Annotated in this window: 12 protein-coding genes; 2 read left to right on the top strand and 10 right to left on the bottom strand. The window is 36.3% G+C overall.

Translation table 11 applies throughout. From position 1 onward, the window contains the following. Positions 1–17: 17 nt before the first annotated feature. The 3 genes from BP17_RS02810 to BP17_RS02800 all read right to left on the bottom strand — a co-directional run bounded on the left by BP17_RS02810 (position 18) and on the right by BP17_RS02800 (position 2,987). Entirely contained in the window at positions 18–455 is a 438-nt protein-coding gene (locus BP17_RS02810; protein ID WP_035051409.1) for a threonine/serine exporter family protein, read from the bottom strand. Further along, on the bottom strand, positions 452–1,213 hold the full coding sequence (locus BP17_RS02805; RefSeq protein WP_035051407.1) for a threonine/serine exporter family protein: 762 nt from the start codon (positions 1,211–1,213) through the stop codon (positions 452–454). The genes BP17_RS02810 and BP17_RS02805 overlap by 4 nt, the downstream gene beginning before the upstream one ends. Positions 1,214–1,433: 220 nt before the next feature. Then, positions 1,434–2,987 carry a gluconokinase gene (locus BP17_RS02800; RefSeq protein ID WP_035051406.1) on the bottom strand — a complete coding sequence of 518 codons (1,554 nt, stop codon included), beginning with the start codon at positions 2,985–2,987 and terminating at the stop codon, positions 1,434–1,436. A gap of 283 nt (positions 2,988–3,270) precedes the next feature. Between BP17_RS02800 and BP17_RS02795 the strand changes: the two genes are divergently transcribed. Together BP17_RS02795 and BP17_RS02790 are read left to right on the top strand one after the other, a co-directional pair. Continuing rightward, positions 3,271–3,888, top strand: coding sequence for a 50S ribosomal protein L25 (locus BP17_RS02795; RefSeq protein WP_035051405.1), 618 nt, complete (start codon positions 3,271–3,273; stop codon positions 3,886–3,888). Positions 3,889–4,034: 146 nt separating this feature from the next. Further along, positions 4,035–5,351 carry a hydroxymethylglutaryl-CoA reductase, degradative gene (locus BP17_RS02790; RefSeq protein ID WP_269544560.1) on the top strand — a complete coding sequence of 439 codons (1,317 nt, stop codon included), beginning with the start codon at positions 4,035–4,037 and terminating at the stop codon, positions 5,349–5,351. 257 nt (positions 5,352–5,608) lie between these two features. Here the strand turns inward: BP17_RS02790 and BP17_RS02785 are convergent, their stop codons facing one another. The 7 genes from BP17_RS02785 to celB all read right to left on the bottom strand — a co-directional run bounded on the left by BP17_RS02785 (position 5,609) and on the right by celB (position 15,116). Then, the gene (locus BP17_RS02785) at positions 5,609–6,781 is read right to left on the bottom strand and encodes a hydroxymethylglutaryl-CoA synthase (protein WP_035051403.1); all 1,173 of its coding nucleotides are present in this window, start codon (positions 6,779–6,781) and stop codon (positions 5,609–5,611) included. Positions 6,782–7,058: 277 nt separating this feature from the next. Next, on the bottom strand, positions 7,059–8,477 hold the full coding sequence (locus BP17_RS02780) for a glycoside hydrolase family 1 protein (protein ID WP_035051401.1): 1,419 nt from the start codon (positions 8,475–8,477) through the stop codon (positions 7,059–7,061). Between the two features lie 148 nt (positions 8,478–8,625). After that, on the bottom strand, positions 8,626–8,931 hold the full coding sequence (locus BP17_RS02775; protein ID WP_035055042.1) for a PTS lactose/cellobiose transporter subunit IIA: 306 nt from the start codon (positions 8,929–8,931) through the stop codon (positions 8,626–8,628). A gap of 61 nt (positions 8,932–8,992) precedes the next feature. After that, positions 8,993–9,313 carry a PTS sugar transporter subunit IIB gene (locus BP17_RS02770; protein ID WP_035051400.1) on the bottom strand — a complete coding sequence of 107 codons (321 nt, stop codon included), beginning with the start codon at positions 9,311–9,313 and terminating at the stop codon, positions 8,993–8,995. A 640-nt stretch (positions 9,314–9,953) separates the two neighbouring features. Then, the gene (locus BP17_RS02765) at positions 9,954–12,650 is read right to left on the bottom strand and encodes a sigma 54-interacting transcriptional regulator (RefSeq protein WP_084676242.1); all 2,697 of its coding nucleotides are present in this window, start codon (positions 12,648–12,650) and stop codon (positions 9,954–9,956) included. A 43-nt stretch (positions 12,651–12,693) separates the two neighbouring features. Continuing rightward, the gene (locus BP17_RS02760; RefSeq protein WP_408605791.1) at positions 12,694–13,443 is read right to left on the bottom strand and encodes a GntR family transcriptional regulator; all 750 of its coding nucleotides are present in this window, start codon (positions 13,441–13,443) and stop codon (positions 12,694–12,696) included. A gap of 389 nt (positions 13,444–13,832) precedes the next feature. After that, positions 13,833–15,116: a PTS cellobiose transporter subunit IIC gene (gene celB / locus BP17_RS02755; RefSeq protein WP_035051398.1), complete on the bottom strand. Its 1,284-nt coding sequence runs from the start codon at positions 15,114–15,116 to the stop codon at positions 13,833–13,835. Between the last annotated feature and the right edge of the window lie 103 nt (positions 15,117–15,219).

Here is a 15,219-nt window from a genome sequence, read left to right as displayed (position 1 = left end):
GGCTTCTTCTACAGGGTTTAGTCTGCTTTTTTAATATACTGAACTCTTGTGATCACTTTAAATATCGTATCCATAGTAAAAATCGCTAATGCAATCATCCCTGCTATTTGCACGGTATTCTGCAGATGATCCTGCGCTAATGCGGTATTGCCTTGAATAAATTCATAGACGGTTAGATACATACCAGAACCCGGAACTAATGGATAGAAACCAGGTAAAAAGAAAATCGTTACTGGAACTTTAAATATCCGTGAGAAAATATGCGATTGGGTAGAAATCACTAACCCTGAAATATATGTAGCTAAGACAGATCCTAGTAATCCAATACAAAGTAAATAGGCTCCCCAACCCACAGCCCCTACAATGGCGGCTGAAAAAATGTGTTTCCTTGGGGCTTCTAAAATTATGGTAGCTGCTAAAACGGCTAAAAAAGCTCCTATGACTTGGCTGATCAATATACTGCACCTCCAATAACTAATCCGATCGCAACTCCCAAAGCAATGGACAAGGCTACTACAAATGCCTCTAAAGCTTTAGCTCCACCAGACATGTAATCGCCTTGTAACGTATCTCGAATCGCATTCGTAATGGCCGTTCCGGGTACTAACGGCATGATCGTCCCTATTATGACTATGTTCATATTGACCGTTGGGAAAATAAAAGCTTGCATCAATCCAGCGCCTACCGATATAACTGCAGTGGATAAAACATTTCGCACAAATGATCCCATATTCAACCTTTTTTCGCCTTTTAATACTAAGGCTAATAAGCCACCATTGATTCCAGCAGCAAGTATTTCAAAAAAACCGCCGCCTAATAATAAAGCAAACGATGCCGTTAAAGCTGCTATCGCAATATCTTTGTAAAGTCGCTTGTACTGTACTTCCCCCATGCTCTGTAAGGCCACATACGCTTCTGCAATCGTTATTTCTTCACCGGTCAATTGGCGCGAAATAGTGTTTACTCTGGTAATATTATTTAAATTTATATCTCGTGTAGTGATCCGTTTGACGATTGTGATTGGATCATCGATACTGGGGTCATCTAATGTAGCCACTAATCCCGTTGTCATTGCCAATGCTTCGGTTGTCTCAAATTTTGAAATTTTCAGAATATGATTCATTGTATCTTCAACACGATACGTTTCAGCGTTACTTTCTAACATGATTTTACCTGCTAGTATAGCAGTATCCATTAGTGTTTTGTAATCCATTTTGTGTCCTTATCCTTCCCCAACACTAGCCATTATTCATTCTTCCAATTTACGTAAGCCATGCAAATCCAAATTTAGTATAGCATAATTATTTTTACTCATTCGACCCTTTCTATTTTTTCTTAGTTCTTTATTATTAATCTTAGAAAAGCTCAAAACTGACAACTAAAAAAACAGAGCCGAAAACTCAGCTCTGTAAATTTTTATCTTATATTTGGACTCATTTAATTTCGCTTATGACTTTACGGAATTTGCTCATCTCTTGAGCTGTCCTTTGATAAACTGGAATAATTTTCTGGTATTTTTCAGTAGTCCTTTCATTAGGATGCAACCAAATCCCATCTTTTGTTTCATCAATTAGCACTGCTACAGCATCTTTTTGTGATGCGGAATTTGATGTGACTTCTTTGTCTAAGTTTCCTAGCATCACTGCACCTAAACAAGAACTTTCAACACTGACAGGTTGTTGCATAGCTTTGCCGAATATATCTACCAGCATTTGTTTCCATAATGGAGAGCATAAAAATCCACCCGTTATCTTAATCGTTTTAGATGGCCCACCAACTTCTTGGATCAGCTGCCAAACTTCATAAAGGTTAAATAATACACCTTCCATCGCTGCTCTTACCATATGTCCAGTAGTGTGACTGGAAGCTAAACCAATGTAACTGCCAGTAGCTTCTGATTCCCATAAAGGTGCTCGCTCCCCATTTAAGTAAGGTAAGAAGAACAATCCATCCGCACCAGGATCGATACTTTCAGCAAGTCGATTGAGCTGCACCAACCTTGTTTCACCAATATTGTCTACTAGTAGGCCTTCTGCTGGAAAAAGGATATCGGTCAACCATGCCATCACGTTGCCACCATTATTTACAGCCCCACCAATTACCCATCGATTTTTAGATAAGTAGTAACAAAATGTTCTGCCTTCTGCATCCAATACAATGTGGTTGGTAACCATTCGAATCGCTCCGCTGGTCCCAATCGTAATCGCTGTTTGGCCAGGTTCCATTGCTCCTACACCAAGATTGGATAAACAGCCGTCACTTGCCCCAATCACTAAATTTGTTTTTGGATCGATTGCCATTTCTCTCGCATAAAGTTCTCGAATAGTATCCCATCTATAAGTCACATCAACCGGTTCGGATAACTTAGACTCTTCAATTCCAACGAGTTTTAAGATATCTTTGTCCCAGTCCAACTCATGGATATTAAACAATCCTGTTGCTGAAGCAATTGAGTAATCAATTTTGTATTCTCCCGTCAATTGGTACAAAATATATTCTTTGATGCCAATGATTTTCTTTGCTTTATTTAAGATATCGGGAAAATATTCTGTCAGCCACATGATTTTACTTAGCGGGGTCATCGCATGAACAGGCGTACCAGTTTTGCGATATAAAGCTTTCCAATCCGAAGTTTTTTTTAATTGAGCGACTAGCTGTGCTGGCCGGTTATCCGCCCAAATAATACATTTAGTCAACAATTCATCTTTTTCGTCTACAACAATAACGCTGTGCATAGCACTTGAAAAAGAAATAAAAGCTACTTGGTGCTTGATTTCTTTCCTATTTTCCATCAATGTTCGGATAACCGTCAGTACCGCTTGGAAAATTGCTTTTGGATCTTGCTCTGCCATTCCTATTTCCGTTTGATTAATATCATATCCTACGTAAGTACTGTCGACTAATTGCAGATCTTCTTGGTACAATACGGCTTTCGTACTTGTTGTACCAATGTCGACTCCAATTGTATACTTTTGCTGCCTTATCATTTTTTTAATCCTCCTTGCTTTGAACCGAATGTCCTCCGAATTCATTACACAATGTTGCTAAAAGGTAGCCTTTAAATGATTCTCTATTTGTGAAATAATAATGAGACATCATTGTTTGAGTTTTTTTAGAGTTGTACTTAAAGTAAAAAAATGGTAATCTAGCTTTTTCATCATTTTTTTGTTATACTAATATTGTAAGTGTTTTGAACTCATTTTTCTAGTTTAACTAGCAAGAGTTAACATTAACCACTCATTACCATAGTTTGAAAGGGGAAAATTATATATGAAAGTCAATGCTACTTTAAGAACAGAGGTCGGATCTTCAGCGGCTAATCGTTTCAGAAGAGAAAAAAAAGTTACAGGTATCATTAATGGAAAAGGCGTTACAAGTACTCCAATTTTATTAGACAGCAAAGAATTAGATGCTATCTTAAAAAAATTAGGTAAAAATGCGATTTTTAATGTTGCTGTTCAAGATGGAGATACTCACCAAGTGATTATCAAAGAAATTCAAAGTGCAACTCTTATCGATCAAATTTTAGATGTTGAATTACAAGTTATTAAAAAAGGTGAAAAATTAACGGTTACTGTTCCTATTCATGTTGCAAATGCTGATAAAGTTCAACGCGGTATTGTTTCTCAAACATTGAATGAACTAGAAATCGAAACTCTTCCAGCTAATATCCCAACTTCATTTACTGTTGATGTTGGTGAACTTGAAATAGGAGATGCAATATCTGTTGCAGATATTAAAGTTGCTAAATCTATCACTGTATTAAGCGATCTTGAACAATCTGTAGTAAGCGTATTGCCTCCATCTGCTGAAGAACCTGAAACAGCTGCTGAACCTGCTGAAGCTGCTGAACCTGAATTAATTGGTGGAAAAGAAGAAGAAGCTTAATCATCTTCAACAACCTATTAAGTAAGGTATAAGAAAAGTCTTTCTTCCATTGCTCCTTAGAGCTCTGGATGGAAGGCTTTTTTATTTGGAACAACTTAATTAGTTTCAGTTAACCGAATAGAGTATGGTAAACTTTGGATAAGAGAATTCACAAGGAGACTGATACTATGGATAAAACTCATTTAACTAAATTTTATAAAAAAACTCCTACCGAGAGAATAGAAGCTCTTGTCGCTGCAGGTGCTCTGACTTCAACTGATTTAACGGGAACCGACAGCTTACATTTAACCGATGAACTAGCTGATCATATGATTGAAAATTATTTAGCTACTTATGACTTGCCACTAGGATCAGCTTTAAATTTTCTAGTTGATGAAAAAGACTATATTGTTCCCATGGCTATTGAAGAACCTTCTGTTATCGCAGCTGCTAGTGCTGGTGCAAAAGTTATTGCTCTAGCAGGCGGCTTTAAAACAACAATTTCAGATCGTATTATGATTGGCCAAGTTGCTTTAAAAGATGTACCTGATCTACCTCTTGCAAAAAGTCATTTGCTCCAACATAAAAAGGCTATTCTAAAAAAAGCTAACGCTGCTCATCCCTCCATTGTTGCACGAGGAGGCGGAGCAACCAATCTGTTAATTCGCATCATTGAAGCAGATGATGAAGCCGCAACACCTGAATTTTTAGTAGTCCATTTACATGTATCCACTCTGGAAGCTATGGGAGCTAATATTATTAATACTATGTTGGAAGGCATTACAGCTTACCTTGAAGAATTAACTGGTGGTAAAGCTTTGATGAGTATTCTTTCTAATTATGCAACTGAATGTCTGGCGACTGCTGTTTGCCAAATTCCTGTGGATTTATTGAAAAGAAACGATTACACAGGTGAAGAAGTGCGAGATCGTTTAATCGAGGCCAGTCAATTCGCTTATGTAGACCCTTACCGAGCAGTTACGAATAATAAAGGTATCATGAATGGCATTGATGCGGTTGTCTTAGCCTCTGGAAATGACTGGCGTGCTATTTCTGCCGGTGCACATGCTTATGCCTCACGCAGCGGCAACTACCGTTCGCTTTCCACTTGGAAAAAAGCTGATAATGGTGATTTGATTGGACAATTGACTTTGCCATTGCCGGTCGGCTCAGTCGGAGGTTCTATTTCCATCCATCCAGCTGCCCAATTCAGCAAACGTTTATTAGGATATCAAACGGCAAAAGAATTAGAAGCTGTGATTGTTTCCGTAGGCCTTGCTCAAAACTTTTCTGCTCTTAAAGCACTTGTGACAGACGGGATCCAAAAAGGTCACATGGGCCTTCAAGCGCGTTCGCTGGCTATCAGCGCGGGAGCTTCGGGGACGGCCATCGAAAAAGTAGCTGAACAATTAAAACTGGCTAAAAATATGAACTTAGCTACCGCAAAAGCTTTGCTACAAGATATCTTAGCGTTAGAAGAATAATAAGGATGTGTGGAATAAACGGTCGTTTGGGTAAACCCAGACGGCCGTTTATTTTACTCCCAGCGGTCATCTGAGCTTTTTCGCTTTTTCATAGAAGAATGAAGATTTTTTTTGCTTCACTTTTACATGAAACTAGCTTTGACGAAAGAGTGACAAGCTCCTCACCTCCCATATCGAAGAGACGGAAAAAAGGACCCATACTTATGTTTGATGAGAGTTTCATCAAACATAAGTATGGGCTCTTTAATAGGTATTTTTTAATTGGCTTTATTTTCGTATTGACGCATATTATCTTTTATACCTTTTAAATAAATTGGTGCAGGATCTTTCACACTATCAAAAGTTGCCGTGGATCCATCAACTGGGACCGTTTGTTGGAACACTTCTTCATACGCTTCAATCGAAATTTCTGTTCTAGAATCAAATAAAGCAGCGTGTTTTTCTACATACAAATGTTCTCGATAGTTTGGTTGCAAGATTCCCGCAAAGAATTCTCCAACCGCGCCTGAGCCATAACTAAACAATCCAATTCGTGAACCAGCTTTCAACTGTTCATTCTTTTCAAGTAAAGAAATCAGACTTAAATACAACGAACCGGTATAAATGTTTCCAACGTTCCGATTGTAAAGCGTACTTGACTGAAAGTTAGCCAATAAACGTTCCTGGCTTTCTTCTGTGGCTTCTTCTAGAATAGTCCTCAATGCTTTAAGCCCCATTTTAGTATAAGGCAGATGGAAACAGATAGCTTCAAAGTCATTTAACCCTAAATCCGACTTAGTTTTGTATTGTTCCCAAACAGTTTTGAAAAACAATACATATTGTTCATTTGAAAATTTGCCGTCAACAAAAGCATAATCCGAATAGATAGGACGCCAAAAATCCATAATATCAGCTGTTAGATAAGCACTTTGATTTTCTAAAACCATGATTTTGGGATCAGCGCTGATCACCATTGCTACAGCCCCGGCTCCTTGTGTTGATTCGCCAGCTGTATTCAAGCCATATCGTGCGATGTCAGAAGCCAATACCAACACTTTACTGTCTGGATTTAAAGCAACATGACCTTTTGCCATTTGGATACCCGCAGTAGCTCCATAACAAGCTTGTTTCACTTCAACAGAACGCGCATTGGGATTTAACCCTAACAAATGATGCACATAGACTGCTCCTGATTTTGAATTGTCGATACCAGATTCTGTACCAAAAATAACAAAATCAATTTTTTCTCTATCTTCTTCATCTAGTATAGCTAACGCCGCATTCGCTGCTAACGTTACTGGGTCTTGCGTGATTGGAGCAACTGCCATCTTTTCTTGTCCAATACCGATCGTAAATTTTTCCGGCTCTACATTTCTAGCCGCTGCTAAATTATTCATATCTAAGTATAAATGGGGTGCATAAAAACCAATTTTGTCTATTCCGATTTTCAAAAGAAAGGGCTCCTTTTTTATTTAATGACTACTCTTTTCTTATACACAGCTTTATATTCCATGTATACCTGCCTAATGCCTCTCTAGTTTAGCATTCTAATAAATAATAAATTATTTTCAGTTAAAAAACAACTGTTTGCATATAATCTAAAGAGAAGCTTAATAATCTGAGCTGAGAGTCATCTATAAAATAAAAAAGTTGAGCTTTCTATTTCCAGTTTGATTTCAACTAATTTAGCGATTTCTTTTTCCAACACTTCTTTAAAAGAATCTTTCGTTAGTTGAACTCTGTTTTATCGGCAACGTCAAAAGTGCGGTTTTCAATTAGACTTTTATACCAAAAAGCTGATTTTTTTAATGAGCGGTCTCGATTATGTTCTAAATCGATTCTGACTAATCCATAGCGATTCTTGAACGCATTCATAGGAGAAACACAATCTGTAAAAGCCCATAACATATACCCTTTACAGTTTGAACCTGCTTCAGTGACCTCAATCAATTGACTCAAATGTTCTGCAATAAATTCAATTCGGTAATCATCTTGTACGACTCCATTGTTATCCATAAATTGCTCTTCGGCCTCAATACCCATACCATTTTCTGTAATCATCCAAGGAATGTTCTCGTAATCATTTTTAATGCGCATTCCAAAATCGACCATCATTTGAGGATAAATTTCCCAGCCTCTTGATTTATTCATTTTACGTCCAGGCAATTCAAAATGGTCATAGTAATAAGCCGGATGGAACGGTGTTTGGTCATTCCACTGATAATTTGGCGCTTTGACACGATTTGGGTAATACAAGTTGATTCCTAAGTAATCTACTGTATTTTGCGCAATAATAGCCATTTCTTCTTTCGTGTAATCAAATTGGACACCATGTTTTTTGAGCAGTGGAAACAATTCTTCAGGATAATTCCCTTTAACTAAAGGATCTAAATAAATGCGATTAAAAAATAAATCATACATGTCTGCAGCCTTTTTATCTGCACTTGAAGATGATCTTGGATAGGTTACCTCTGGATTCAAAACAATCCCAATCTGACCATCGTAGTTTTTTCTATGGTACATTTCGACAACTTTAGCAGTTGCCAAAACTTTATGGTAGTTCCATTGCATCCACTTTTTTGTATCTTGCTCATGTGGATAGCGAATAGCATCTAAGTAAATTCGGGTTTGAATAACCACCGGCTCATTAAAGGTAAACCAATAGTGCACACGATCTGCGTAACGATCAAAAACAATTTCAGCATATCGTACAAATAATTCAACAACTTTTTTCGAACTCCATCCATCATATTTATCTTGTAGGAATGTTGGCAGTTCATAATGTTCTAGACAAAGCATTGGTGCAACACCCGCTTCAATCAAGCTATCCACAAAACGATCAACATACGAGGCATACTCTTCATCCACTTCCAGAGTTTCATAATCAATAAAAAATCTTGCCCAATTGATTGACGTTCGAAAATGAGTCAAACCAATTTCTTTCATCAAATCAATATCTTCTTGGTAGCGTTCATAAAAATTAGTTGCGACTCCCGGTCCATAGCCTTCATGCCAAACCTGTTTTTCATTTTTATACCAGGTATCAAGATAAGAATCCTGTCCTTCCTTTTTGCCTTTCCACCCCTCTGTCTGCCATGCTGATGAACCAGCACCAATAATAAAATCTTCTGGAATTTGTCTTTTCAATTTAAGCGCCCCCTTGTTTATCATTCGAATACTATTACTGTCATTCTCCCTCATAGATGTTCAAAATCAATTTATTATCTTTGAGAGGCAATAAAAAGCCATAAAATAAAGTTTTTATGACTTTTTATCAACTGCTATGAAATTATTGTTAGTCTAAATCTATTGGTACACCTGCCATTTTTTTATAAACATCAACAACTTCAGATGCTAGATCTCTGAACGTAATAGCATTCATCAAATGGTCTTGACTATGCACAGCTAATAAAGAAACTGTTAATTCTTCGCCAGAAGCTTCTTGCGTCAATAAACTTGTTTGCGCATGATGTGCTTCTATCAATGACTTGTCTGATTCTTCTAATTTTTTGGCTGCTAATTCAAAATCATCTTTTTTCGCAGCACGAATAGCTTCCATCGCATCACTTTTAGCATTTCCACCATGAATAATCAAACCCATGATTGTTTCTACTTCTATAGCTTGTCCCAATTTTGCAACTTCCTTTCCACTGATTATTTCTTTATGCTTTGATTAATCCAAGAGCTTGATTCAATACATTTTCACCATTCATTTTTCCGTAGTCTTGCATGTTAATGATTTCTAAAGGAATATTTTTATCGGCTAATTTCTTTTCGAATTGACCTTTCATGAAACGAACTTGTGGTCCTAATAACATGACGTCAATTTTTTTATTCGCAATGTTTTTATCGGCTTCTGCTGCTGATACTGCAAAAATTTCGGTATCTAAATTGCGTGCTTTTGAAGCTGCTTCCATTTTAGTCACCAATAAACTTGTACTCATACCTGCTGAACAAACTAACATAATTGTTGTTTCTGCCATTATTTATCACTCCATTATTTTATTTGCTTTACACTTATATAAATGCAAATATCGTGCCAACTTTAATGCATGTAAACCTATTCAGAAAGCCTTCTCTTTGACTTTTTACTATTACACACTCGCATAAAAAAATACACACTAGAAAAAGTGTGTATTTTTTAAGGTCTAAATCAATACTGCAAATGTTTCAAGATTAAATTTCTTCTGGAATAGACGGTTTTGCTTGTGAAACCATGGGAACGCCTGAAAGTGTCATTCTAAAACGTATTTCAAAAATCAGACCCAACGTCCACTTTGTCATGACTGTAGTTGCTTCAGCTACGTACAGGCATGATACACTTAGGCGTAGCCTACATGCTTTCGCAAGGTGGTCGGTGACCATCCTGAGCTTATTCGTTCCAGTTGCCCTAGCTCTTGTGGCTTTAGCCACATTAGAGATACGGTATGCGTTAGAAGATTTCGGGTCTGAACGCTTTTAGTCACACTCTCTTCAAATAAACCGCGATCGCTAAAGCGCCAACGTTTTGTAATTCTCATTGAATCCTTTACAGGGATACAAGCAATCCTATTCCTTCAGAAATTCTTGGGTATATCATTTAATTTATTTAGGTATCCATACCAAAATTTATCTAACTTTTTTCTAATGCGTTTTGATTTTATTTTCGCTGATCATTTGAGTAATATAAGCAATCTCATCTTCTGGGATAATAAGCTGATATTGTTTCTCTAAAGGAATTAAGGTTGCTTTAACAATATCCATGATCATTCGATTTTTTTTGGCATACGCGTCTAATTCAGAAAATTCACGGATGATCGTTCCTGTTTTTAATCCTTCAATCAAAAAGGCCAAATGTAATAATACCCCTGTTTCTACACCAGCTGGAATCATGATCGCCAATTCATTTTTTAATTGCTGCAGTAATTTTTGTAAAAAATACATCAACTGTTGAACAGATCCCACTTTTTTTAACGTTCCTGTCAATGATTGAATCATCTCATTTATCGGAAGTTCTTCTTCTATTTGATTTTTTAATAACACTAATTTTTCATCATTAAAGATATCGTAAGCTGTATAAAATGGGATATTTTGATAGTCAAATTCGACTGTTCCCACAATTGCTTTAATGTCATAAGTTTCCATTAATTGGTCAATTTGCTGTTTGAACGCTTCTCGATGTAAAAATTGCAACGGAATGATTGTTACTTTAGCAGCATCCACTACAGGTTGGATACGTTCTTCTAATTTTTTAGCTACCCCTTCACCCGTAAAACAAGTTACTAGAATCGCTTTTGTTTTCTTCGCGTCCAATACTGTTAACTGTTTTGTACTGCTTTTCAATACCGTTTGACAACTTTGGAAAATATCTTCTAAAGTGCGCCCAATACTGGCCATTCGTACGGCTTCTAGAACAACTGCAGTACTCACCATGGGCAATGATTTGATCCGCAAACCTAAATCTTCTGCTAACATATTTCCAAAAGTATTTAGTGAACCCATGTCAGTTAATAGCAACAAACCATGCTGATACTTTTCTTTATTTTCCACAACCGTTTGCCGCACTTGTTGATACATATCTTGGACTCTCATCGTCAGCGGCATATTAATGGCTGTACCGACAGTTGTTTCTAATAGTTCTTGCACAGTCTCCATCATGCTACTTGCCGTTGTTTTTCCATGCATCAATACCATAATAGCGGTTGTTTTTCCTTGTTTTTTACTCACTTCTACTTCTTCTTGTTTAGTCAAAAATAATGCAATAAATCCGATTTCTTCAAAAGGAACATCAATGGAATACGTTTTTTCGATCATAGCCGATAGATCAATGGCTACTTGAAACTCTTTTGAATAATTTTTTCGAATCTCATTTAAGTTAGAAATAGTAATTTGTTTTTTTGCTTTTATACGTTCCAAAGCGCTTTGCAAATGCAAAGCAAAAGCAAATTCAATTTTAGCCGAATAGGAGCGATGCAGCCGCTCTTTAGCAACCAAATACAGCTGCTCAACTAATTCTTTTAATACTGGATCAATAATGTGCTTACGAATATCGGCTGTTGTGGAGAGCGTTTTAACATATTCATTAAAATAAGATTTTTGTTCCTGATGACCTGAGCCTGCCAAGCGATACGTTTCTAAAAGATGCTCATTTGTTTTTTTTAATAAATTTTTTTCTATTAAAGGATCTATAATCGTTTCGTTGCTTTGCTTTGATAAATTCTCTGTTCGCTCACTTGTAGGCACATAAACAAATTCAGCTTTATCTTGTTCGATCAACCGCTCCATTTGTTTAGACATCTCTTTGATTGACAATAACCCTTTTTGAACTTGAAAAGGCAGGTCCTTTTGATTGATTTTTAGAGACTGCCCTTTCTTCGTCCTAAAATTCAAGTAAGCTTTAGCGCAAACTAACTTTAAATCTCTCTGGAATTGACCGATATTTCCTTCTGGCTGATACAACATAAATGCGAGCAAAACTTCTCTTTTAATGGTGATCTTTTGGTTAAGGCGTTGAGCTTCTTGTTTTAAAAAACTGTCAACCAGTTCATACCGTTCTTCAACCGTACGTTCAACTAGATCCGGTAAGGTTATACTCATTGGGATCCTACGAGTAAATGTTGACAACAACACATCCGATTTTTCTGTTGTTGCTCCAATGATCAATACGTTTGCCTGATATGTCTCATTGCTTTCGCCTAGAGGACGATAGATGCCTTTATCAATAAAGGTAAACAACATTTCCTGTCCTTCCGGTGGCAATCGGTGAATCTCATCTAAAAATAAAACACCATTATTTGCTTCATGAATGAGTCCTGTCCGATCTTGGGCAGCACCCGTAAAAGATCCCTTTTTCACTCCAAAAATATGTCCAAATAACAATTGCGGATTTTGGGCATAATCTGCACAATTATATGTTATAAATGGGGCATCTTTAGCTAAAACACTCGATTCTAAGGCATATTGGTACATACATTCTGCAAATAACGATTTTCCTGTACCCGTTTGACCAAAGATGATGGTGTGCAATCCATTGGGAGGATATAAAATAGCTGCTTTTGCTTGTTGAACCATCTCTTTTAAAGAAGCGTCATAACCAATCAAACGAGAAAAAGCTTTTTTATTGTAGTCTTCCTCCTGATTATCGCTATTTATAGTAATTGCTTGATACAGTACTGGACGCCCAATAATCTTTTTCAATTGGGTTTCTTTATGCAATTCATTCAAATAGCGACTAACATTTGCTCGATCTAAAGATAATACTACTGCAATTTCTTTTGCAGTAACCGCTTTGTCTAATGTATTTAAATAATCCAATACTATTTTTTTACGATTTATGGTCACACTTATTCCTCCTTATCTTAAGGATGTCGTTCTTTTGACCCAATTAAACTTTTTTATTCATATCGATAAACGTATAACTGCGTGTATCATAACGGTGACGGCTTCGAGAATGTTCAAAAGGACGACCATCTTTTAAGTACACAATTTGTTCAACTTCTAATACTGGATCATTAACACCGCAATCCAAGTATTCTTGGTCATATTTAGAAGATTTATCTGCACGAATTTTACGATAAGCTCCAGTAAATTTTATTTTTAATTCATCATGAATGTATTCATAAATAGAGCCTTTAATAATATCTTCCGTTAATCCTGTTGTCAGATCAGTTGGCATATAAGTATGTTCTAAAACATAGGGTTTATCGTCAATAATCCTTAATCTAATCAGATTATAGACCGGAACACTTTTTTCAATCATCAAATGTTGCATTATTTCTTCATCTGGAAACTCGACTGTAAATTTGATGATTTTACTTTCTATTTTATGGCCCTTCATTTGCTTTGTTAAGCCATCGTATTCATTTACTGCAGCATTTTCTTTATTTAAAGGAGAATTTTTCATCACAAATGTTCCAGAACCACGCTGGCGATAAATCAATCCTTCTAACGCTAAAATATCTAACGCCTTTTTTATGGTCATTCTACTAACTTTAAATTCTTCGGATAAGCTCACTTGATCTGGAATAAGAGATTCCACTTTATATGTTCCATCTGTAATACGGTCCCTTATTTCATTTGCTATTGCTTCATATTTTACCACTGTGGACCTCCTTGTTATCGTACTCACAATCATCATAGCTTACTTGAAATAATAAGACTAGCCTTTAGACAAAAAAAGATGTTTTTTATTAGGATGTGCTTGAAAACTAATAACTATTCTGATTTTTGAGGTAACTGAGAAAGGTAGGGATGCTTAAAATAACTATCGAATAACAAGAGCGATCTAATGAATCATGGAGTTAAATAAAATAATCCTCTATTTTGAAGTTACTTTAGTTAAGGCTCGTTGTGGCTACTCAAACGGAAAAGTGACCTTCAGTTGCTCGAACTATTACTAGTTACGGCTAATTACCTCCTAACAAGATGTGTTTTAAAACACATCTTGTTAGGAGCAAAAAAAGAACTTGTCTTTTGAACGACAAGTTCTTTTTGCTATTTATTGTTTAATACCTTCATAGCTTATTATTTATCAGCCATAGAAACAGTGTTTAAGTTTACTTTATCAACTAATTTAAGGAATGGGAACCAAATTACGCCGATAAGAGCCATATCGATGATTTGAAGTAATCCACCCATAAATGAGCTTGTGGCCATAATACCATTAATAACGACTGGTATTGTCCATGGAATTAGGACACCGGTTGGAATTGGGAATATTCCCGTAGCCATCATAGCATAGTTGAATGCAGTTGTTACTAATGGAGCAACAACCCAAGGAATAAAAATAGAAGCATTCAATACTAAAGGCATTCCGAAAATTAATGGTTCATTTACGTTGAAAATCGCAGGGCCTAAAGCTAAGCGACCGATTTCTTTATTCTGTTTGCTCTTCATAATGAAGGCTAACAATAATACAACAATTAATGTACTACCTGATCCACCCATACCAACAGTATAAATTTCCATAAATGGTTTAGTTACGATATGAGGTAAAGCTTCACCGGCATTATACGCATCAAGATTATCTAAAGCTAAGGTATTCCAGATAGGGTCCATTACTGAGTTAACAATAATTTGACCGTGTAATCCGAAGAACCATAGGAATTGAACAAAGAATACAGCAATCAAGGTAGCTGGCAATCCACTTCCAAGAGCTGTTAGCGGTTGTTGAATAGCTGTATACACAACATCATGTAAATTTGTATCAAAGAAACCAACAACTGCTCCATTAACTAGTAAGAAAGTAAATAATGTAATAAGAGCTGGTAGCAAGGCTGCAAATGAATTTGCAACTGCTGGTGGAACGCCATCTGGCATTTTAATGACGATGCCTTTTTTAACAATACGAGTATAGATCTCACCAGCAATAAAGGCTGCGATCATACCAATAAACATCCCTTTAGCACCTAGACGATCTAATGCTAATACACCTGTTACAGCTTCACCGGATTCAGTAAGCATTGAGAATGGTGTTAAGATAAGGTAAGCAGCTAAAGAAACAGCCCCACCAAAGATAGCTTCAACATCGTATGATTTACTTAAATAATAACCGATACCGAATGTAACAAAAATGGTCATGATCGACATTGTCGCATTTTGTCCATTTCCAAACAAGTTTCCTAAAGTACCTTTTGTTGCATCACTGAAAAATGGCAAGTTATTTAGTACAACAACAATTGATCCAAACATGGTAAGGGGGAAAGCAAGCATAAATGCATCACGTAAAACTTTAAGGTAACGATTTTCACCAAGTTTTCCGGCAATAGGGAGTAATTTTTCACCTAATTTATCAATAAATCCATCCACTAGTATTCCTCTTTTCTTTTTTTAATCTACACTAAGTAATCTTATATTATTTATTACATCTAACTAAAAAGAGGCCTCTTATTAGTTTTCTATCAATTAATTG

The sequence above is a fragment of the Carnobacterium pleistocenium FTR1 genome (assembly GCF_000744285.1).
Classification (GTDB): domain Bacteria; phylum Bacillota; class Bacilli; order Lactobacillales; family Carnobacteriaceae; genus Carnobacterium_B; species Carnobacterium_B pleistocenium.
The sequence above is the reverse complement of the archived record's forward strand: the minus strand, read 5'-3'. Positions and strand labels throughout refer to the sequence as shown.

Excerpts from the sequence above, each read along its gene's own strand:
- BP17_RS02805 (WP_035051407.1), bottom strand. The coding sequence starts at position 1,213 with ATGGATTACAAAACACTAATGGATACTGCTATACTAGCAGGTAAAATC.
- BP17_RS02800 (WP_035051406.1), bottom strand. The coding sequence starts at position 2,987 with ATGATAAGGCAGCAAAAGTATACAATTGGAGTCGACATTGGTACAACA.
- BP17_RS02795 (WP_035051405.1), top strand. The coding sequence starts at position 3,271 with ATGAAAGTCAATGCTACTTTAAGAACAGAGGTCGGATCTTCAGCGGCT.
- BP17_RS02775 (WP_035055042.1), bottom strand. The coding sequence starts at position 8,931 with ATGGGTTTGATTATTCATGGTGGAAATGCTAAAAGTGATGCGATGGAA.
- BP17_RS02770 (WP_035051400.1), bottom strand. The coding sequence starts at position 9,313 with ATGGCAGAAACAACAATTATGTTAGTTTGTTCAGCAGGTATGAGTACA.
- BP17_RS02760 (WP_408605791.1), bottom strand. The coding sequence starts at position 13,443 with ATGATTGTGAGTACGATAACAAGGAGGTCCACAGTGGTAAAATATGAA.